Source organism: Rhizobium laguerreae (assembly GCF_002008165.1).
Classification (GTDB): Bacteria; Pseudomonadota; Alphaproteobacteria; order Rhizobiales; family Rhizobiaceae; genus Rhizobium; species Rhizobium laguerreae.
Map to the genome: position 1 here is coordinate 234,403 of NZ_MRDM01000032.1, position 17,981 is coordinate 252,383.

General features: G+C 59.5%; 20 protein-coding genes, 2 tRNA genes and 1 pseudogene. 14 read left to right on the plus strand and 9 right to left on the minus strand.

Annotated elements, in window-relative coordinates:
* Nucleotides 1-28: 28 nt before the first annotated feature.
* Entirely contained in the window at nucleotides 29-814 is a 786-nt protein-coding gene (locus BS630_RS34975; RefSeq protein ID WP_077981122.1) for an alpha/beta fold hydrolase, read from the minus strand.
* 158 nt (nucleotides 815-972) lie between these two features.
* On the opposite strand from BS630_RS34975, the gene BS630_RS34980 reads away from it, so the two are divergent.
* Nucleotides 973-1,218, plus strand: coding sequence for a zinc-finger domain-containing protein (locus BS630_RS34980; protein ID WP_003539274.1), 246 nt, complete (start codon nucleotides 973-975; stop codon nucleotides 1,216-1,218).
* Nucleotides 1,219-1,245: 27 nt separating this feature from the next.
* Nucleotides 1,246-2,400, plus strand: coding sequence for an FAD-dependent monooxygenase (locus tag BS630_RS34985; protein WP_077981123.1), 1,155 nt, complete (start codon nucleotides 1,246-1,248; stop codon nucleotides 2,398-2,400).
* A 30-nt stretch (nucleotides 2,401-2,430) separates the two neighbouring features.
* On the opposite strand, the gene BS630_RS34990 is transcribed toward BS630_RS34985, so the two are convergent.
* Nucleotides 2,431-3,621: a cystathionine beta-lyase gene (locus BS630_RS34990; protein ID WP_077981278.1), complete on the minus strand. Its 1,191-nt coding sequence runs from the start codon at nucleotides 3,619-3,621 to the stop codon at nucleotides 2,431-2,433.
* A 360-nt stretch (nucleotides 3,622-3,981) separates the two neighbouring features.
* Between BS630_RS34990 and BS630_RS34995 the strand changes: the two genes are divergently transcribed.
* The 4 genes from BS630_RS34995 to BS630_RS35010 all read left to right on the plus strand — a co-directional run bounded on the left by BS630_RS34995 (nucleotide 3,982) and on the right by BS630_RS35010 (nucleotide 8,278).
* Complete coding sequence (locus BS630_RS34995; RefSeq protein WP_017960259.1) at nucleotides 3,982-5,007, plus strand: amino acid ABC transporter substrate-binding protein; 1,026 nt, start codon at nucleotides 3,982-3,984, stop codon at nucleotides 5,005-5,007.
* 103 nt (nucleotides 5,008-5,110) lie between these two features.
* Nucleotides 5,111-6,313: an amino acid ABC transporter permease gene (locus BS630_RS35000; RefSeq protein ID WP_077981124.1), complete on the plus strand. Its 1,203-nt coding sequence runs from the start codon at nucleotides 5,111-5,113 to the stop codon at nucleotides 6,311-6,313.
* A 1-nt stretch (nucleotide 6,314) separates the two neighbouring features.
* Entirely contained in the window at nucleotides 6,315-7,469 is a 1,155-nt protein-coding gene (locus tag BS630_RS35005) for an amino acid ABC transporter permease (protein ID WP_077981125.1), read from the plus strand.
* 35 nt (nucleotides 7,470-7,504) lie between these two features.
* Nucleotides 7,505-8,278, plus strand: coding sequence for an amino acid ABC transporter ATP-binding protein (locus BS630_RS35010; RefSeq protein ID WP_012757299.1), 774 nt, complete (start codon nucleotides 7,505-7,507; stop codon nucleotides 8,276-8,278).
* Between the two features lie 57 nt (nucleotides 8,279-8,335).
* On the opposite strand, the gene BS630_RS35015 is transcribed toward BS630_RS35010, so the two are convergent.
* Complete coding sequence (locus tag BS630_RS35015) at nucleotides 8,336-8,980, minus strand: hypothetical protein (RefSeq protein ID WP_077981126.1); 645 nt, start codon at nucleotides 8,978-8,980, stop codon at nucleotides 8,336-8,338.
* A gap of 471 nt (nucleotides 8,981-9,451) precedes the next feature.
* Between BS630_RS35015 and BS630_RS35025 the strand changes: the two genes are divergently transcribed.
* Together BS630_RS35025 and BS630_RS35030 are read left to right on the plus strand one after the other, a co-directional pair.
* Nucleotides 9,452-9,901 carry a DUF3597 domain-containing protein gene (locus BS630_RS35025; RefSeq protein ID WP_077981127.1) on the plus strand — a complete coding sequence of 150 codons (450 nt, stop codon included), beginning with the start codon at nucleotides 9,452-9,454 and terminating at the stop codon, nucleotides 9,899-9,901.
* 160 nt (nucleotides 9,902-10,061) lie between these two features.
* On the plus strand, nucleotides 10,062-10,373 hold the full coding sequence (locus BS630_RS35030; protein WP_017960254.1) for a hypothetical protein: 312 nt from the start codon (nucleotides 10,062-10,064) through the stop codon (nucleotides 10,371-10,373).
* A 125-nt stretch (nucleotides 10,374-10,498) separates the two neighbouring features.
* On the opposite strand, the gene BS630_RS35035 is transcribed toward BS630_RS35030, so the two are convergent.
* Entirely contained in the window at nucleotides 10,499-10,678 is a 180-nt protein-coding gene (locus tag BS630_RS35035) for a hypothetical protein (RefSeq protein WP_003559012.1), read from the minus strand.
* A gap of 406 nt (nucleotides 10,679-11,084) precedes the next feature.
* On the opposite strand from BS630_RS35035, the gene BS630_RS35045 reads away from it, so the two are divergent.
* The 3 genes from BS630_RS35045 to BS630_RS35060 all read left to right on the plus strand — a co-directional run bounded on the left by BS630_RS35045 (nucleotide 11,085) and on the right by BS630_RS35060 (nucleotide 12,622).
* On the plus strand, nucleotides 11,085-11,375 hold the full coding sequence (locus BS630_RS35045; protein WP_017960252.1) for a DUF982 domain-containing protein: 291 nt from the start codon (nucleotides 11,085-11,087) through the stop codon (nucleotides 11,373-11,375).
* Nucleotides 11,376-11,667: 292 nt separating this feature from the next.
* The gene (locus tag BS630_RS35055) at nucleotides 11,668-12,000 is read left to right on the plus strand and encodes a hypothetical protein (protein ID WP_077981129.1); all 333 of its coding nucleotides are present in this window, start codon (nucleotides 11,668-11,670) and stop codon (nucleotides 11,998-12,000) included.
* Nucleotides 12,001-12,166: 166 nt separating this feature from the next.
* Nucleotides 12,167-12,622, plus strand: coding sequence for an Imm50 family immunity protein (locus tag BS630_RS35060; protein WP_077981130.1), 456 nt, complete (start codon nucleotides 12,167-12,169; stop codon nucleotides 12,620-12,622).
* Between the two features lie 35 nt (nucleotides 12,623-12,657).
* Here the strand turns inward: BS630_RS35060 and BS630_RS35065 are convergent.
* From BS630_RS35065 to BS630_RS35075, 3 genes and pseudogenes are all read right to left on the minus strand, one after another.
* Nucleotides 12,658-13,496, minus strand: a pseudogene (locus BS630_RS35065) (isocitrate lyase/PEP mutase family protein).
* Between the two features lie 184 nt (nucleotides 13,497-13,680).
* A tRNA-Arg gene (locus tag BS630_RS35070) sits at nucleotides 13,681-13,757 on the minus strand.
* A gap of 57 nt (nucleotides 13,758-13,814) precedes the next feature.
* Nucleotides 13,815-14,120, minus strand: coding sequence for an ETC complex I subunit (locus tag BS630_RS35075; protein ID WP_003539138.1), 306 nt, complete (start codon nucleotides 14,118-14,120; stop codon nucleotides 13,815-13,817).
* A gap of 642 nt (nucleotides 14,121-14,762) precedes the next feature.
* On the opposite strand from BS630_RS35075, the gene BS630_RS35080 reads away from it, so the two are divergent.
* Nucleotides 14,763-14,839: transfer RNA gene (locus tag BS630_RS35080), tRNA-Pro, on the plus strand.
* Between the two features lie 62 nt (nucleotides 14,840-14,901).
* On the opposite strand, the gene BS630_RS35085 is transcribed toward BS630_RS35080, so the two are convergent.
* Together BS630_RS35085 and BS630_RS35090 are read right to left on the minus strand one after the other, a co-directional pair.
* On the minus strand, nucleotides 14,902-15,390 hold the full coding sequence (locus BS630_RS35085) for a DUF192 domain-containing protein (protein WP_017960249.1): 489 nt from the start codon (nucleotides 15,388-15,390) through the stop codon (nucleotides 14,902-14,904).
* Between the two features lies 1 nt (nucleotide 15,391).
* Complete coding sequence (locus BS630_RS35090; protein ID WP_017960248.1) at nucleotides 15,392-15,970, minus strand: cold-shock protein; 579 nt, start codon at nucleotides 15,968-15,970, stop codon at nucleotides 15,392-15,394.
* Nucleotides 15,971-16,165: 195 nt separating this feature from the next.
* Between BS630_RS35090 and gloA the strand changes: the two genes are divergently transcribed.
* Both gloA and BS630_RS35100 read left to right on the plus strand, forming a co-directional pair.
* Complete coding sequence (gene gloA / locus BS630_RS35095) at nucleotides 16,166-16,606, plus strand: lactoylglutathione lyase (protein ID WP_012757288.1); 441 nt, start codon at nucleotides 16,166-16,168, stop codon at nucleotides 16,604-16,606.
* Between the two features lie 166 nt (nucleotides 16,607-16,772).
* Nucleotides 16,773-17,840 carry a YcbK family protein gene (locus BS630_RS35100; protein WP_077981131.1) on the plus strand — a complete coding sequence of 356 codons (1,068 nt, stop codon included), beginning with the start codon at nucleotides 16,773-16,775 and terminating at the stop codon, nucleotides 17,838-17,840.
* Nucleotides 17,841-17,981 lie beyond the last annotated feature (141 nt).

Here is a 17,981-nt window from a genome sequence, read left to right on the forward strand (position 1 = left end):
AGTATGGTTTTTCGGCATCACGATGTTGTCAGCGATGGGCGACCTTTGCGTAGAAGGCCAGAACCGCCTGCTTGAAAACCCTGTCGCCGACGGCGAGCATATGATCGCGGCCGGGAATATCGAGCGCTTCGGCATTTTGCATCAGCGCCGCCAATTCCTGCGGCGAGCCGGCGATATCATCCTTGGTGCCGACGCCGATCAGCGTCGGCATGTCCAGCTTGGCCATGTCGGAGCGGGCGACGAGATCGCGCGAGCCGCGGATACAATCGGCAAGCGCGACGCGGTCGCTCTTCGTCTGCTCGGCGAAGGCGCGGAACATGCGGCCGCGGGTATGCGTCACCGCCTCCAGCGAGGGAGCCAGCAGCGCATCTGCGATCGGGTCCCAGTCGCCGACGCCGTCGGTCATGCCGATGCCGAGGCCGCCGAGCACCAGCGAACGGACGCGATGCGGATTGGCAAGCGCGGCAAAAACGGAAATGCGCGCGCCCATCGAATAGCCCATGACATTGGCTTCCGGGATGCCGAGATGATCCAGCAAGGCGATCGCATCGCCGGCCATGACCCAGGGACGATAGGCTTCGGCATCGTGCGGCTTGTCGCTTGCGCCGTGGCCGCGATTGTCGATGGCGATCACCCGGTAGCCGGCATCGCCGAGCGTCTTCAGCCAGCCCGGATGCACCCAGTTGACGTTTGCGGTCGAGGCAAAGCCGTGGATCAACAACACGGGGACGCCGGCCGGATCGCCCTCATCGAAGAAGGCGAGCTGCAATCCGTCATGGGTGAAGCTCGAAAATGTCGGCGTATTCAGGTTCATCGGGCCTTCCTTTTTGGCGCGACCATAATCGAGCGGCCCTTTATCGTGAAGCCAAAAACTGTGGCTAAAAACTGTGCCTGGCGCGGCGCTTTGGCTCTACACATTTGCGGCGAAGGCTTATAAGGTTCGCGCACATTTCAGAGCATTCGGAGAGCGACATGGCCGGCCACAACATTCCCCACTTCCAGAACGACGGCGGTCACCGCGTTATCGAAGTCGGCGTCAAGGAATTCATGTGCACGGGCGCTTCGGCTCCCTTCGATCATCCGCATATCTTCATCGACATGGGCGACGACAACGAGAAGGTCTGTTCCTACTGCTCGACGCTTTATCGTTTCAATTCCGCGCTCAAGCCCAGCCAGACCAATCCGGCCGGTTGCGTTTTCCATGTGAAGGCGGCGTAACCGGTCCAGATCCGGATCGGACGGACAATGCCGATCGAACATGCCGCCATCATCGGCGCCGGGATATCAGGACTGACAGCTGCCCTTGCGCTTTCACGCCGGGGTATCAGCTCTGAGATCTTCGAGCAGGCGGGTGAACTCACCGACATCGGCGCCGGATTGCAGGTTTCGCCGAACGCTTCCCGCATCCTTGCCGAACTTGGTATCCTTGAGGGACTGTCAAAGGTCTGGCTTGAGCCGGACGCGATCCGGCTGATATCGGGTGGGTCGCTGCGCCAGCTCGCGGCGGTGCCGGCCGGCAAATTCGCGCGGGAACGCTGGGGCGCACCTTATGGCGTCCTGCACCGAACCACATTGCAGAAAGCCCTTTTGGCTGCGGTTGCAGCCGATCCGCTCTGCCGGCTTCACCTCGGCGTGCGGATGGACTCGACCCCACCGCCTTTCGAGCGAGCGGTCGATGTCGTGATCGGCGCCGACGGCGTCTGGTCGAAGCTCCGGCAAATCGTTCCGGGCAGCCCCTCGCCGCGCTTTTCCGGCAATATCGCCTACCGCTTCACCATTGCCGAAACGGAGGCGCCCGGTTTCCTCGACCGGACAAGCGTTTCGGCCTTTCTCGGCGGTTCGGCGCATCTCGTCTGCTATCCGCTGAGGGAGACCGGCAGCTTCAACATGGTGGCGATCACGGCCGGCAATATCGCGCCCCAGGCCTGGCAAAGCGAAGCGACGGCCGAGCAGCGGGCGCAACTGCGGGCGCGCCTTTCCGGCTGGAACACCGCGATCGTCTCGCTGCTCGACAGAAATAGGAAGCTGACGTTCTGGCCGCTGTTCGAAACCACATCAGGCGCATGGCAGGATGGCCGAAAGACGGTTCTGATCGGCGACGCAGCGCATGCGATGATGCCTTTTGCCGCCCAGGGAGCGGCGATGGCGATCGAAGATGCCTACGAACTGGCCGCGTTTCTTTCGAACCGTCCCGTGGCGGAAGCGCTGGCGCGGTTTGAAAGACATCGGGCGCCGCGCATTGCGAAGCTTCGCCAGCGTGGCGCCTTCAACCGGTTCGCCTATCATGCGAAAGGGCCGATCCGGATCGGCCGCGATCTCGTGCTCGGCCTCAAGCCGCCGCTAAGCCTCGCGGCAGATCTCGATTGGATCTACGGCTATCGGGCTGTCGATCTGCCTTGAGGCGCCGCAAGCGACGATGAGCGTGCCTGATCAGACCGCGCTTGCCGCCGCAAAACCCCGTTCAATATCGGCCTTCAGGTCGGCCACGTCCTCGATGCCGATCTGCAGGCGGATGACCGGACCGTCCGTCGGCGCCTTGGCGACCTTGCGATCGTTGAGATAGGCATGCAAGGCGAGGCTTTCAAAGCCACCCCAGGAATAGCCGAGACCGAAAATCCTGAGCGCGTCCAGGAAGGCATGCGCCTTTGCTCTGGACTTTTCGGGACCATCGGCGGCAAGCACGAAGGAAAAGATGCCGCTGGCACCCTTGAAATCGCGCTTCCAGAGATGGTGCGAGGGGAAACTCGGCAGGGCCGGATGCAGCACGCGGGCGACGTCGTCCCTGCCCTCGAGCCATTCCGCGATCGAGAGTGCGCTTTCATAATGCCGCTCGAGGCGCAGGCCCATGGTGCGCAATCCGCGCAGAATCTGGTAGGCATCATCGGGTGCGCCGCAGATGCCGAGCACACCGTTTGCTTCCTTCAGCCGCTCCCAGTGCTCGGCATTGGCCGAAACCGTTCCGAGCAGGATGTCGGAATGGCCGGACGGATATTTCGTCGATGCGTGGATCGAGATGTCGACGCCGTAATCGAGCGGCCTGAAATAGACCGGCGTCGCCCAGGTATTGTCCATCATGACGACGGCGCCATGGCGATGCGCAACCGCCGAGATCGCCGGAATATCCTGCATTTCAAAGGTATTGGAGCCGGGAGCCTCGGTGTGGACGAGCTTCGTGTTCGGCCGGAACAGCGTCTCGATGCCGGCGCCGATCTCCGGATCGTAATATTCCACCTCGACACCGAGGCGCTTCAGCATCGTGTCGCAGAAATGGCGCGTCGGGCCATAGACCGAATCGACCACCAGCGCATGATCGCCGGCAGCGACGAAACCCAGAAACGGAATGGTGACGGCCGCAAGGCCCGACGGCACAAGGATCGTTCCGGCCGAGCCTTCAAGTGCGTCGATCGCCTCGCAGAGCGCATCCGTCGTCGGTGTGCCGCGCGTTCCGTAGGTGTATTTCTGCGTGCGCGTCTCCATCGCCCGCGCATTCGGAAACAACACCGTCGAGGCGTGCACGACCGGCGGATTGATGAAGCCGTGATAGTCGAAGGGGTCGTTGCCGATATGGGTCAGGCGGGTATTGATGCCGGCATTCTGCAGCAAGCTGTCTTTGTCTTTCATGTCGGGGATAGCCTTTGCGAAAGGTCGCGAAACCAGACTTTTGGACGCCCGACCGTTTCGGGTCAACCCCTTGAGGATCGGTTGGAGGCGACGATCCGAAATGATGGAAATTTCGATTTTCGCGTTATTTTTCCGCAACAGGACGCCTATTTCCTAGTCAACCGCCCATGAATGCAGCGCTATCTGCCAAAATGTTGCATTTCGCCGCAATTATTGGGCGCGACACTTGACCGTAGTGACATTTGCGACTGTGATAGGGTCACTCGCGCCGGGAGGGTGTCGAGACAATGGGGAGGCGGCACGGATTGTCGGCACGCACTCTCCACAAGAAAAGATAAGACAACGGAAAAGGTTGGGAAAATGAAAAATAAGCTCCTGTCGGCCGCCATCGGCGCAGCAGTTTTGGCAGTTGGCGCCTCGGCCGCCTCCGCCACCACTCTCTCAGACGTCAAGGCAAAGGGTTTCGTTCAGTGCGGCGTCAATACCGGCCTTACCGGCTTTGCCGCACCTGACGCTTCCGGCAATTGGGCCGGCTTCGACGTCGATTTCTGCAAGGCCGTCGCTTCGGCCGTGTTCGGCGACCCCACCAAGGTCAAGTATACGCCGACAAACGCGAAGGAACGTTTCACCGCTCTGCAGTCCGGCGAAATCGACGTCCTCTCGCGCAATACGACCTGGACGATCAATCGCGACACCGCACTCGGCTTCAACTTCCGTCCCGTCACCTATTATGACGGCCAGGGCTTCATGGTGCGCAAGGGCCTGAACGTGAAGTCGGCTCTCGAACTCTCCGGCGCCGCAGTCTGCGTGCAGTCGGGTACCACCACCGAACTGAACCTTGCCGATTATTTCAAGACGAACAATCTGCAGTACAATCCGGTCGTCTTCGAAAATCTTCCTGAGGTCAACGCGGCCTACGACGCCGGTCGTTGCGACGTTTACACGACCGACCAATCCGGTCTCTATTCGTTGCGTCTGACGCTGAAGAATCCCGACGAACACGTCATCCTTCCTGAGATCATCTCCAAGGAGCCGCTTGGCCCGGCCGTCCGTCAGGGTGATGATCAGTGGTTCGACATCGTTTCCTGGACGGCTTATGCGCTGATCAATGCCGAAGAGTTCGGCATCACCCAGGCAAATGTCGACGAGATGAAGAACTCGCCGAACCCGGATATCAAGCGCTTCCTCGGCAGCGAGACCGACACCAAGATCGGTACCGATCTCGGCCTGACCAATGACTGGGCCGCCAACGTCATCAAGGGCGTCGGCAATTATGGCGAAATCTTTGAGCGCAACATCGGTCAGGGCAGCCCGCTCAAGATCGAACGCGGCTTGAATGCTCTGTGGAACAAGGGCGGCATCCAGTACGCACCGCCGGTTCGTTAATCGAGCACTGGCATGAACTACCGGGAGGGCGGCCGAGCCGCTTTCCCGCTTCCAAAAGTTAAAAAAGAAAGCCCGAAAACGGGCACAAGGGGATTGGCGCGGTATGACGCATGAGGCTGTGGATAGGACACCTTTGCATGGCACCGGCTGGAGTTTCCGGTCGGCAATGTACGACCCGAAATACCGGAGCATATTTTACCAGGTTCTAACAATTGTCGTTCTCGTGGGCTTTGTGTGGTGGGTGGCCCATAACACGGCCGTGAACCTTGCCCGCAGCAATACGGCATCGGGTTTCGGCTTTCTTCGCGGTCGCGCCGGTTTCGAAATCGGCCAGTCGCTGATCGGCTTCTCGAGTGACTCGACTTATGCGCGCGCACTTCTCGTCGGTATTCTGAATACCTTGCTGGTGGCGGTGACGGGTATCTTCACGGCGACCATCATCGGCTTTCTGATCGGGATCGGCCGGCTGTCGCGCAATTGGCTGATTGCCAAGCTCTGCACGGTCTATGTCGAGGTTTTCCGCAACATTCCGCCGCTGCTCGTCATCTTTTTCTGGTATCTCGGCGTTCTCTCCGTCTTGCCGCAGCCGCGCGAGTCGGTGGGTCTGCCGTTCAGCATGTACCTCAACAACAGAGGACTAGCCTTCCCGAAGCCAATCTTCGAGACGGGCATGATAGCGGTCGGCATCGCCCTCGTGATTGCGATTGTCGCCACCATCATCATCGCGCGCTGGGCCCACAAACGCCAAGCCGCAACCGGCCAGCCGTTCCACACCGTATGGACGGCGATCGCGCTGATCGTCGGCTTGCCATTGCTGGTCTTCGTTGTCTCCGGCTTTCCGCTCACCTTCGACGTTCCGGTTGCCGGAAAATTCAACCTCACGGGCGGCTCCGTCGTCGGCCCCGAATTCATGTCGCTGTTTCTCGCTCTGTCCTTCTATACCGCCTCGTTCATCGCCGAGATCGTTCGCGGCGGCATTCGCGGCGTTCCAAAGGGACAATCCGAAGCAGCCGGCGCGCTGGGGCTGCATCCGTCGAGCGTGACGAGACTTGTCGTGGTGCCGCAGGCGCTGCGCATCATCATCCCGCCGCTGACGAGCCAGTACCTCAACCTGACCAAGAACTCCTCACTCGCCATCGCGATCGGTTTCTCGGATCTCGTTGCCGTCGGTGGCACGATCCTCAATCAGAGCGGTCAAGCGATCGAGATCGTCTGCATCTGGGGTATCGTCTATCTCAGTTTGAGCATTCTCACGTCGCTGTTCATGAATTGGTTCAATGCCAAGATGGCACTGGTGGAGAGATAAGATGTCGGTTGCTGATAAACCCTTCGTCAGAACGTCCATCCTTGCCGCCGAACCGCCGCCGCCCGGCGAGAGGGGAGCCGTCGCCTGGATACGTCGCAATCTCCTGGCAACTCCGAAGGACGTGATCCTGACAATTCTGGCTCTTGCGCTCATCGCATGGGCCGTGCCGCAGCTCGTCAACTGGTTGTTCATCCAGGCCGTGTGGTCCGGTCCGGACCGCACATTCTGCGCGACGACGCTCCAGGGCGGCATCCAGCCTGACGGCTGGAGCGGTGCATGCTGGGCCTTCATCAGCGCCAAGTACGATCAGTTTATCTTCGGCCGCTACCCGCTCGGTGAGCGTTGGCGGCCGGCGATCGTCGGGATCCTGTTCATTGTGCTGCTGGTTCCAATGCTGATCCCGTCGGCGCCGCGCAAGGGCCTGAACGCCATTCTTCTGTTCGCCGTCCTGCCGATCGTCGCCTTCTGGCTTCTTCACGGCGGCTTCGGCCTCGAAGTGGTGGAAACTCCACTCTGGGGCGGGTTGATGGTGACGCTCGTCCTGTCCTTTGTCGGTATTGCCGTCTCCCTACCCGTCGGCATTCTGCTTGCGCTGGGACGCCGCTCGAAGATGCCCGTCATCCGGATGCTTTGCGTTACCTTCATCGAGGTCATTCGAGGCGTTCCGCTGATCACCGTTCTGTTCATGGCAAGTGTCATGCTGCCGCTTTTCCTTCCGACAGGCTGGAACGTGGACAAACTGCTTCGGGCGCTGATCGGCGTGTCGATCTTCACGTCGGCCTATATGGCGGAAGTGATCCGCGGCGGCCTTCAGGCGATCCCGAAGGGACAGTTCGAAGGCGCCGATTCGCTTGGCCTCGGCTACTGGCAGAAGACCCGGTTGATCATCATGCCGCAGGCCATCAAGCTGGTGATCCCGAGCATCGTGAACACTTTCATCGGAACCTTCAAGGACACGTCGCTGGTCACCATTATCGGCATGTTCGATCTGCTTGGCATCGTCAAGCTGAACTTCTCCGATGCCAACTGGGCAAGCGCCGTCACGCCAATGACGGGCCTGATCTTCGCGGGCTTCATCTTCTGGCTGTTCTGCTTCGGCATGTCGCGTTATTCAGGCTTCATGGAACGCCATCTCGATACCGGCCACAAACGATAAGAACGCTACAACGATAAGAATGAGGGAAAATAGTCATGGCTGAAGCTCCAGCGAAAAAGCTCACCGTTTCCGCAACGGAAGTGGCGGTCGAGATCGTCAACATGAACAAGTGGTACGGCGATTTCCACGTGCTGCGCGACATCAACCTGAAGGTCATGCGCGGCGAGCGCATCGTCATTGCCGGCCCGTCGGGTTCGGGCAAGTCAACGATGATCCGCTGCATCAACCGCCTTGAAGAGCATCAGAAAGGCAAGATCGTCGTCGACGGCACCGAGCTCACTAACGATCTGAAAAAGATCGACGAGGTGCGGCGCGAAGTCGGCATGGTGTTCCAGCACTTCAACCTCTTCCCGCATCTGACGATCCTGGAAAACTGCACGCTGGCACCAATTTGGGTCCGCAAGATGCCGAAGAAGCAAGCCGAAGAAGTGGCCATGCACTTCCTGAAGCGGGTCAAGATCCCGGAGCAGGCCAACAAATATCCGGGCCAGCTCTCCGGCGGCCAGCAGCAGCGCGTGGCGATCGCCCGGTCGCTGTGCATGAACCCGAAGATCATGCTGTTCGACGAGCCGACTTCGGCGCTCGACCCCGAAATGATCAAGGAAGTGCTCGACACCATGGTAGGTCTTGCAGAGGAAGGCATGACCATGCTCTGCGTCACCCATGAAATGGGCTTTGCCCGCCAGGTCGCCAACCGCGTCATCTTCATGGACCAGGGCCAAATTGTCGAACAGAATTCGCCGGCCGAGTTCTTCGACAATCCGCAGCACGAACGCACCAAGCTGTTCCTCAGCCAGATCTTGCACTAAATCGAAGCGTCCTTTGAAAAGACCCGCCGCGCCTCCCGGTCGGCGGGTCTTTCACGTTCAGCGGGAGGCTGTCGCCTGCAGCAGACTGCAGAGACCGGCAAGACCGGAATCACCGCCGGAGCCGGAGATGTCGGCGCAACGGACGAGCATCTTGCGCTGCTCATTGACAGGCCTCGCCCGGAAGGCCTCCAGAGTGCGGGCCTGTGAGGGGCTGAGGGTGCTGCCAGACGTAGCCGTGGCTCCGCCGCCAGCTTCGTCTACCCCGCCTATGGCGAGATTGGCGATGCCATTACCGCTGCCGACCGAGGCCGTTGTGTTGGCATCGATTCCATCGGAACCGCCGATGCGTGGGTTGAGATCGGCATTGACGCCACGCCCGCCACCGATCCTGGCGTGGGCGTCTGCGTCGAGACCGTTGCCACCGCCGACACTGGCATTGACATCGGCGTCGATGCCCCGGCCACTGCCGGCATTGGCGGTCGCATCGGCATTGACGCCACTCGAGCCGCCAACGTAAGCATCGGCATCGGCGCTGATGCCGCTCCCGCCGCCAATCGAAGCCCCGACATCGGCGCTGACGGCGTTGCCTGCATTCACCGACACACCGACATCGATCGCACGCGCATCGCTTGCCGGCATGGCAAGGAGGGCGCAGGTAGATGCGAAGACTGCAAAGGAGAGTCTATTGTGGTTATGGGTCATGTTTTCCTCCGTTTCCATTGGGCCGAACGATCTGCCCGGCAGTCGAAAATCGAGGAACGCGCGTGCCTTCGATCGATCGGACGCCTGCAACTACAGGACGTCCATGGCAAGGCAACGTGAAGAGATGACGAAGGTTTCACAGCATGGCGCGGCAAAGTCGGTTCGGCGGCGTGCAATGATGTTTCACGGTTATTGAATTCCGAATCGACCGACCGACTGTGCCAAAAACGGGCATGTCTGCTAACAGTCGGAGGACTGCTGAAGTATTCCCTCCGATGGCGCCAGCAATCTTCAGCCGTCGGCGAATAATCGTATGGCAGCTTTTCCCTATGATCGACCTCAGATGTCGCGCGCATTGGCTTTTCCACCAGCGATTGAACATGCTAAAAATAACTCCCTTTCCGCCTGGATATATCAAGCGGGAAGTCCATGTTTCTGCATGTTCTCATCTGAGGGAACTGGAGGTTTAAAATGGGTATTTTCGACAAGATCAAAAATGCAATCTTCGGAGAGGCGAAAGCAGCCGAACCCGTTGCTGCCGGCGCGCCGAAGACAGAGCCGGCGCCAGCGCCTGCCTCACCGTCGGCAGCCCCCAGTCCGGCGCCCGCGGCCCCTGCCCCGCAGAGCAAGCCGGTCCCCACGGCCACCGCACCAGGCACAGCCACAGTCGATATCGTCCCGATCCTCGATGCGGCTGCGAACAAGAGCGGTCAGAAACTCGATTGGCGCCGCTCGATCGTAGACCTGATGAAAGCCGTCGGGATGGATGCGAGCCTGACCGAACGCAAGGAACTTGCCGCTGAACTCGGCTATACCGGCGACACCAACGATTCCGCAAAAATGAACATGTGGCTGCACAAGGCCCTGATGAAGCGGCTTTCGGAAAATGGCGGCAAAGTCCCGGCCGATCTCCTGGATTGATCGATGACGCATCGCTGCCGCTATTCTGTGGCGGCAGCGATGCGGGCAACGTCTCGGGCAGATGCGGACGCCGGAACAAGGCGTCCCTTGCCCGCAGGCGCTGGAACCAATAATGTTTGGCTCGATACTTCGATAATCGATCAGGGGAGAATTAAATCCGATGAGATTGATGGCAGTCGTTGGTGTTGCACTGAGCCTGGGCTGTATATCGGCCGCAGAATCTCCTTCAAACTATCAATCCTACAGCGGCATTCGGGTCGATACGGACCCGGTCCTCCTGGCTCGATACGACAAGGCACTCCAACGCTGCGTGCCGGAAGCAAGCTCATGGCGACGAGGCTCGCCGGACCCGCGAAGCCTTTATTACAACGCGGCTCTCAGAAATTGCCTCTATAGGCGCAGCTTCGTCGACAGAGGCGTCCACGCCTACCCCATCCCCCAGGTCTACTTCGATCATTTCCTGGATCGCTGAGAAGAGCCGCGCCCTTCAGAGGCCTGTCAAACAGAAACCCCGCCATTTTGGCGGGGCTGTCTTCAATCGCGATGCTGCAACCTCTGCATAGTTCCTTAAATCGGAAAAGACGCGCGGCTTTATAGTCAGCGTTTGCCGCCAGCTGGCGGCCGACCCTTGCCCGCCGGGCGATTGCCGCTTCCGGACGAGGTCTTGGCATCATTGCCCTGACCGAAGTTGGTGCCGCCGAGATGGCCACCGCCGCTGGTATTGGCAACCTGGCGCTGCGCTTTGCGCAACAGTGCCTCTGCATTGGTCTTGCTCATGAAATTCTCCTCAATGGCTGGAAAACCCAGCCGGAATGCCGCCGCTGACATCCGCGGTCAAAGACCGAAGGCATATCAGGCAGCGACGATGGGTGTGGGCGGAGGCTTGTGTCGATCAAAGAATTGCCTGCGTTCATGACGATCCCCCCTCAACCGGCATGACAATCACCCTCCGGCGGCTGCCGGACGGCGCAGAAATCGATTTTGAAAGGAAAGATCAGCTGGGACGCCAAGGCGCAACCAAGCTCGACAAGCAATTTCGATAGATGAATCAATATGACGGCAATGTGTTTAAAACAAGTTCCCGGCTTCCTGCCTGGAGAGGCGTTGCCGACTGCTTTTGCCGATTCATAGAGGATAATCATCCTGCAGCGCTGGTTGGAACACTTCTTGCAGAGTTACTAATATGTTTATGATGCAAGGACCAAATGTCATGAATCGGTACACATCGCATCAGTTTCCCGCACTGAGGATCCTCATGAGCGGCCAGGAAAAATACAGCGTCGTCAGGACCCTCGGCGACGCAGCCACCATGCTCATTTCCCAATGGCCCGGCGATGACGGCGAGGAATATGTCGTGGCGGTGAGGACATGCCTCGACGCCATCCGCGGCACCACGCCCCCAAATGCCGCACGGGAAGCGCTGATGAGAGCGGCTGATGAAGCCGGCATCCGCTACCTCTCGGTCGTTCACTGAGATCGCTCGAGCAGATTCCAGGGAAGAATTTGCGGAAAACGCTCGAGCAGTGCAAATTCGCCGCTCGAACAGATATGGGCACCGCGTTCCTGAGCTTTGGCGAATAACGGAACGACTGCAGAATTCGAGCCGCGCGTATCTTCCTGGCTTCGCCATTTCAAGCGCGTTTGAAGCAAGGCATTTCTGCCTTCTGATCGACCTTCGCAATTTCGCACATGGTCTTTCCCGCGTCACACGAATCGAAATAAACACCGAACGCCGATCAATGGGTCATTAAGGGAATAATATAATAATGCGCGCTGGTATCTTAACAGTATTGATTGCCATGGGATTGCTTACGGCCTGCACGCCGACGCGTCAGGACTATGATGCTCTCGTCACATTGCTGCAGGGCAGCTCGAGAGCGAGAAATGAAGCCGTCAAAGAATGCGTGAGGGGCTTCGACGGAAGGACCACTCGCAACTTCGGCCTTTTGACAAACACCTCGGACAAAGACGCTGCGCGCGTTGGCTGCAATCGATTTGTCGCAGCGATCGCTTCCGGTCGCGCCACTTATGACGACGTCGTTGACATCAAACGTCACCGGCCCACCCCGAAGCTCATCAAGATTTTTCAAGGTCGCTAAATAGAATGCGCCGCCGGCTTGCAGTGTCAGGCTCGCAAGCCGGCGGCAACTCATTTGGGACGAAGCCGCCGCCCAGCAGGCGGCGGACACGGTGCATTCAGAGCCGATTGCCAATTCATCTGAAATGGCTATCGTGTGGCATCACCAATCTGCCGTGTGAGATGAGATGACCTACGAGAAGATGCCCGGAGGTCCGGAACTGCTGGCGTGGTTCGGCCAAAAGCCGACCTTTCATGACGCGGAAATTTTGAGTCTCGCTCTCAATCGCACTGGCATAAGCGAGCTGAAGATTCACGGCTGGATTGGCACCGACGCTGTTGATCAAGATGGCTATCGCGTCCTCGACAAGCACGCAGTCGTCACCTTCACCTTCGAAGATATTATGGACCTGCAGCTGGACGGCTTCAGCCGTCAGAACGTGATCAACGGTCTCGTCCTCCGCTATGCAGCTGATCGCGGTCGAGCCAGCTACTATGCCCTGCCAAAAGGACCAGAAGACATCGAAATCGAGCTCCGACCCTGTTACGGGCTGGATGGTTTCATCCGCGCGAAGAAAGTCACCGTGACGTTCCGTCCGGGTCGTCCTGCTGACGACAAACTAACCGCCGCAGCGGTCCCTTGAAGAAAGCTTGCTTCTCGACTTTGGTTCTGCCCAACTCATAGCCTGTCCTGGCGCTTCTCCCGTGACATCAGTTGGCTGGCGAATGCAGCGGAGAGCGCGTCGTCGGCATACTCAAACGTACCGGCTGTTTTGACCTCCATAGCGGCGCGCATCAACGCACCCAGCGCGGCCCGCGCGAAAGAGCCGCCGACACTCACGCGGCGCACGCCGACGCTCGACAGTTCGGCAACAGAGTATTTTCGCCCTTTCAAACCCATGACCACGTTGACTGGCTTGTCCACGGCTGCACAGACGGTTCTGATTGCCTCGATATCAGGCAAGCCGGGGCGTAAAGTACATCTGCCCCAGCGGCCGAAAACGCCTGCAGCCTTTCGATGGTATCGTCCGGATCGGGTCTCTCCCAAAGATAGTTCTCCGCCCGCGCCGTGAGTAGGAAAGGCAGACCGCGTGCAGCCTCTGCTGCAGCATGGATGCGCTCGACGGCTTGCGACAGCTCGTAGATCGGGGCAGCAGAATTCCCTGTTGCGTCTTCGATCGATCCGCCGACAAGTCCGGTTTCGCAGGCCAAGCGGATGGTTTCCGCACAGGTTTCTGGCGACGCACCGAAGCCATCTTCAAGGTCGGCAGAGACAGGAAGATCCGTAGCACGGATGATCTCGGCAGCGTTCTCAAGAACCTCATCCCGTCCAAGGCTCGCGAATGAATCCAACTTGCCTTTGGAAAAGGCGTAACCCGCGCTGGTGGTCGCGAGCGCCTCGAAGCCAAGGCTTGCGAGAAGGCGAGCCGAACCGGCGTCCCATGGGTTGGGGATGACAAAGGCGCTGTCTCCCTGGTGAAGTGCCTTCAGTCGCTCGAACTTGGCCCATTGATCCATAAATGCCTCTTGCGGTCACTGAGGGTGAGAGTAGCACCATGGGAACGAAATATGAACAAGCTCACAAACTTGCTTCGGCGAGAATAGCGACAATGTCCGCTCGGGCCGCTGGACCAGACATGAGTCCGCACCAGAGGCCGAAACCAGCTGTTACCCATCTCTTCGGTACGGACACTTGAAATGGTGGCGACCCCTGCAGGAATCGAACCTGCGACAACCTGCTTAGAAGGCAGGTGCTCTATCCAGCTGAGCTAAGGGGCCGTCCGGCGGCCGCGTCTCACGAGCGCGACCGGATGCGGCATATCTGGACCAGAAATCTCAATGCGTCCAGGGCTGCGTGCGCGTATAGCGGAAATTGTCCGGATAGGCGACGACCTGGCGGACCGGATCCTTCGGTGCGATGACGCGGTATTCGATGCCGTTGCGCTGGGCGTAGGCTTCGGCGAGTTCCTGCGTTTCGAAGGTGAGCTTCACCTGCTGGCGCATATCGCCCGAGGAGGTATAGCCCATGATCGGATCGATCTTGCGCGCCGACTCCTGATCGTATTCAAGCACCCAGAGATGGGTCTTGGCCTTGCCGGACTGCATGGCGGTCTTGGCTGGACGATAGATCTTGGCAGACATGACTGCAGCGTCTCCGACTATGCGGGCAGCGCCCGCCTTTCATGGTCTCAATCCCGTTGCCGGCCCGTTCTCGGGCCTTGGCATCATCGCTGAGGATAATGCCAAGAGATGAATTTTGCTTAGCCGCGAATCCCCGCTTTTTCAAGACAAAAGGCGGTGTGCGACACGGCTGCCGACTCCGTTCGCATGACGGCCGACACTGCCTCCCTTTCAAATCCGGTGATTGCCGGCCGGATTTCGCAATATTCCCGCTTGTCTCACCTTGTGATCACAACCTGATTGCCGCTGCCTTCCCTCGGCACTAGTTTACGGCTCAATCGATTTCAGTGGATTTGCAGCTCATGATGAGACGTTCGGCGGAGTTCAATGCCATTGTCATAGGCGCTAGCATCACGGCGTTCTTCTACGTTGCCATCAGCTACGCCCAATATATCGGCCTGATCGCCCACGGCTAAGGTAGCCTTGTGCTGACGTACCATTGCGCCAGGCAGACCGAACTCGTGCGCCCGGCAAGCAGCCTGGCGGCCTATCAAGATTTTTCTGTCTTGCATCCACAGGTCCGGCGAGGAATCTTCGGCCAGAGCTGGATTTATGGGTTGCGACGGCGAAGTGAACCGTGTATCTCCCCTGCCATTCACGGCACGGAGTGTAGCGCAGCCTGGTAGCGCATCTGGTTTGGGACCAGAGGGTCGGGAGTTCGAATCTCTCCACTCCGACCATTCAATATCCCGATATTCTCGAATTCCTTGACAGGCGCAGCGCAGCTTGTGGTCGCGCGCCGTCACTTCGCCTTCTTCGTCGTCGTGGCGCTGACGATCCTGTCGCCGGGCTTGATTCCGAGTTTGGCAACGATACCGCCATTGAGTTCGACGACGTATTTCACCGCAACCATCGAATCGATGATGTCACGCGAATAGGGCACTGCCTTTTCCTTGATGTGGCGGATCGTGCCGGTGTCGTCGGCAAAAAGCATGTCGAGCGGCAGGATGGTGTTTTCCATCCACATGGTGACGCGCCGCGGCTGGTCGAAATCGAAGATCATGCCGGCATCATCGGCCATCGTCTTGCGAAACATCAGGCCGTGGGCGCGCTGATCCGGGGTCGAGGCGATTTCGACGGTGAAATGCAACACCTTGCCCGCAGCGGTCTGGATCAGCAGCGGCTCCTTGTCGAACCGCATCTCCTCTTGAGCCAACGCCGGCAGCGCGACCATGAAAAAAAGCGCCAGGATGGCGCTTCTGATAGCATCAATTAGGATTAGGCCGCGCATGTTAGTGCGACCGGCTTGCCGGGCTCGGAACGTCGGGATGGATCTCTGCGGCCATCAGGCCCTTTTCGCCGTCGCCGAAGCGGACGAGAACCACCTGGCCGGGGCGGAGCTCCGTCAGGCCGAAGCGGCGCAGCGTCTCCATGTGCACGAAGATATCTTCGGTGCCCTCGCCGCGGGTCAGGAACCCAAAGCCCTTGGTGCGGTTGAACCACTTGACCAGCGCACGCTCGAGGCCGCTCGTCGCGGTGACCTGCACATGGGTGCGCACCGGCGGCAGCTGCGAGGGATGAATCGCGGTCGACTGGTCCATCGAGAGGATCTTGAAAGCCTGGTAGCCGCGCTCGCGGCGCTGGATGAGGGCGACGATGCGCGTTCCCTCGAGGATCGTCTGGTAACCGTCGCGGCGCAGGCAGGTCACGTGCAGGAGAACATCCTGCATGCCGTTGTCGGGCACGATGAAGCCGAAACCCTTGGCGACGTCGAACCACTTGACGACACCGGTGATTTCAACAAGATCGACCGCCTCTCCTGATAGCTCGTCGAGATCGGAGTATTCGTTCGATGAAATCCTGTCAGCCATTGTCGCCAGCCCCTCGAATACGCGTCACACTGTTACGGTTAACTGATTCTTGAAATCAAGATTAACATCTTGGTAACGGATAAGCGCAAGTCCTAGTTTTCGGTTATTCCCAGGTGCACATTTTATAAAGATGACTTGCCCGAAGCTGACCTCGGCTCGCCGAAAAAAGCTAGCCCCAATAAAGGAGTAAATAGAATGCGTTATCTTCATACAATGGTGCGCGTCAAAGACCTCGACGCCTCACTTACCTTTTACACCACGCTGTTCGGGCTGGAGGAGATTCGCCGCCACGAAAACGAGAAGGGCCGCTTCACCCTGGTTTTCCTGGCTGCTCGCGACGATCTCGACCGTGCGCGCAGCGAAAAAGCTCCCTGCCTCGAGCTGACCTACAATTGGGACACGGAAGATTATAGCGGAGGACGCAATTTCGGCCACCTCGCTTATGAGGTCGACGATATTTACGCCACCTGCCAGAATCTGATGGACAACGGCATCACCATCAACCGGCCGCCGCGCGACGGGAACATGGCCTTCGTGCGCTCGCCCGACGGCATCTCGATCGAAATCCTGCAGAAGGGCAGCCCGCTTCCGGCCGCCGAACCCTGGGCCTCGATGGGCAATACCGGCGCCTGGTAAGGGTTTTCGCCGCAAGGCTTTTGCGAGGCTTGCGGCTTTTTCGATTTCGGGTCCGGCCGGCGCCTCGGCGCTTGCCGCGATCCCACGCCGCAGGCAATCTCCTGGCGACTCGAAGCGGAAGAGAAGCGTTTTTCGCTTATTTTCCGCATCAACTGGAGACTTTCGCTTGCGTAACATGCAGATGCGGATGCCCGTGACGGGCGCTTTGCTGATCGCCACCTCGGTGCTGGCACTGTCCGGCTGCGCGTCGGACAAGAAGGCGCTCGATTCGGCGGCGGTGGTTCCAGCGGTGCCGGCCGCAGCACCGCAGCTGGCCACGGCAGCGCCTGCAAACCCTGCCCCACGTTCGGTCTATACCGATCCCCGGCTCGTCAACGTTTCCGGCGCCCAGGGCGCGCCTCAGGTCGTCGCGCAGGATCCAAATGCCGCCGTCCCGCTCGCCGGTTCGGCAACGGCGGCGCCTGCCAATATCGGCGGGCTCGTCCTGCAGTCCACCCGGATCAACGCGCAGGCGATGAGCATCTTTTCCGATCACCAGCCGGCGCCGCAGAACAACAGCACGTCCACCGTCATTCAGCCGCAGGCCTATGTGCCGGTGGAAGGTGCAGCACCGGCGCGAAGCAGCGTCTACAGCCAGCCGCCCGCGCCCCAACAGCCGGCGGAGCCGGTGCTGCCGCAGCAATCCTCGCAGAATAACAGCACGCAGCTTGCACCCGTGCAAACGGCGTCGCTGGCGACGGCCAGCATTCCGACCTCGACGATGAACGCGCTCTACAGCGCGCCGAAGCAAAACCTGCTCGGCAGCCTCTCTGGCCTGCTGCACAAGGCGGCCCTGCCCGGCATGACGCGTATCGCGCCGAACGGGCTGCATCTCCAGAACGACAAGGTCGAGGTCGGCTGCTTCAAGCCCGACCTCTTGAAAGTGATCAAGATGGTCGAAAGTCATTTCGGCCGGCCTGTTATCGTCACCTCCGGCTACCGTGACGAAGAGCATAACCGCCTCGTCGGCGGGGCTGACGAATCGATGCACAAGAGCTGCGAGGCCGCCGACATCCAGATCGACGGTGTTACGAAGTGGGATATCGCCGCCTATATCCGCTCGTTGCCGGACCGCGGCGGCGTCGGCACCTACTGCCACACGGATTCGGTTCACCTCGACACCGGCAAAACCCGTGACTGGAACTGGGGCTGCGGCGGCAAGCGCGTACCAATGACGACGGCAAGAGCGATCTGACGGCCGCGCGATTTCCGCATTACGTTACGGCAGCACCGCCTCGTCTCGTTAAAGAACAACCGGCAGCCTATTGATTCAGCTTCAATAATCGGCTTCTCGAACGCACTTGGATTTCCTGTCATTTTTTTGAAAGAAAACCGC

Coding starts and splice junctions, on each gene's coding strand:
- BS630_RS34980 (WP_003539274.1), top strand. CDS start 973: ATGGCCGGCCACAACATTCCCCACTTCCAGAACGACGGCGGTCACCGC.
- BS630_RS35005 (WP_077981125.1), top strand. CDS start 6,315: ATGTCGGTTGCTGATAAACCCTTCGTCAGAACGTCCATCCTTGCCGCC.
- BS630_RS34990 (WP_077981278.1), bottom strand. CDS start 3,621: ATGAAAGACAAAGACAGCTTGCTGCAGAATGCCGGCATCAATACCCGC.
- BS630_RS34995 (WP_017960259.1), top strand. CDS start 3,982: ATGAAAAATAAGCTCCTGTCGGCCGCCATCGGCGCAGCAGTTTTGGCA.
- BS630_RS35045 (WP_017960252.1), top strand. CDS start 11,085: ATGTTTATGATGCAAGGACCAAATGTCATGAATCGGTACACATCGCAT.
- BS630_RS35010 (WP_012757299.1), top strand. CDS start 7,505: ATGGCTGAAGCTCCAGCGAAAAAGCTCACCGTTTCCGCAACGGAAGTG.
- BS630_RS35075 (WP_003539138.1), bottom strand. CDS start 14,120: ATGTCTGCCAAGATCTATCGTCCAGCCAAGACCGCCATGCAGTCCGGC.
- BS630_RS35085 (WP_017960249.1), bottom strand. CDS start 15,390: ATGCGCGGCCTAATCCTAATTGATGCTATCAGAAGCGCCATCCTGGCG.
- BS630_RS34985 (WP_077981123.1), top strand. CDS start 1,246: ATGCCGATCGAACATGCCGCCATCATCGGCGCCGGGATATCAGGACTG.
- BS630_RS35015 (WP_077981126.1), bottom strand. CDS start 8,980: ATGACCCATAACCACAATAGACTCTCCTTTGCAGTCTTCGCATCTACC.
- BS630_RS35090 (WP_017960248.1), bottom strand. CDS start 15,970: ATGGCTGACAGGATTTCATCGAACGAATACTCCGATCTCGACGAGCTA.
- BS630_RS35000 (WP_077981124.1), top strand. CDS start 5,111: ATGACGCATGAGGCTGTGGATAGGACACCTTTGCATGGCACCGGCTGG.
- gloA (WP_012757288.1), top strand. CDS start 16,166: ATGCGTTATCTTCATACAATGGTGCGCGTCAAAGACCTCGACGCCTCA.
- BS630_RS35035 (WP_003559012.1), bottom strand. CDS start 10,678: ATGAGCAAGACCAATGCAGAGGCACTGTTGCGCAAAGCGCAGCGCCAG.
- BS630_RS35030 (WP_017960254.1), top strand. CDS start 10,062: ATGAGATTGATGGCAGTCGTTGGTGTTGCACTGAGCCTGGGCTGTATA.
- BS630_RS35055 (WP_077981129.1), top strand. CDS start 11,668: ATGCGCGCTGGTATCTTAACAGTATTGATTGCCATGGGATTGCTTACG.
- BS630_RS35025 (WP_077981127.1), top strand. CDS start 9,452: ATGGGTATTTTCGACAAGATCAAAAATGCAATCTTCGGAGAGGCGAAA.
- BS630_RS34975 (WP_077981122.1), bottom strand. CDS start 814: ATGAACCTGAATACGCCGACATTTTCGAGCTTCACCCATGACGGATTG.
- BS630_RS35060 (WP_077981130.1), top strand. CDS start 12,167: ATGACCTACGAGAAGATGCCCGGAGGTCCGGAACTGCTGGCGTGGTTC.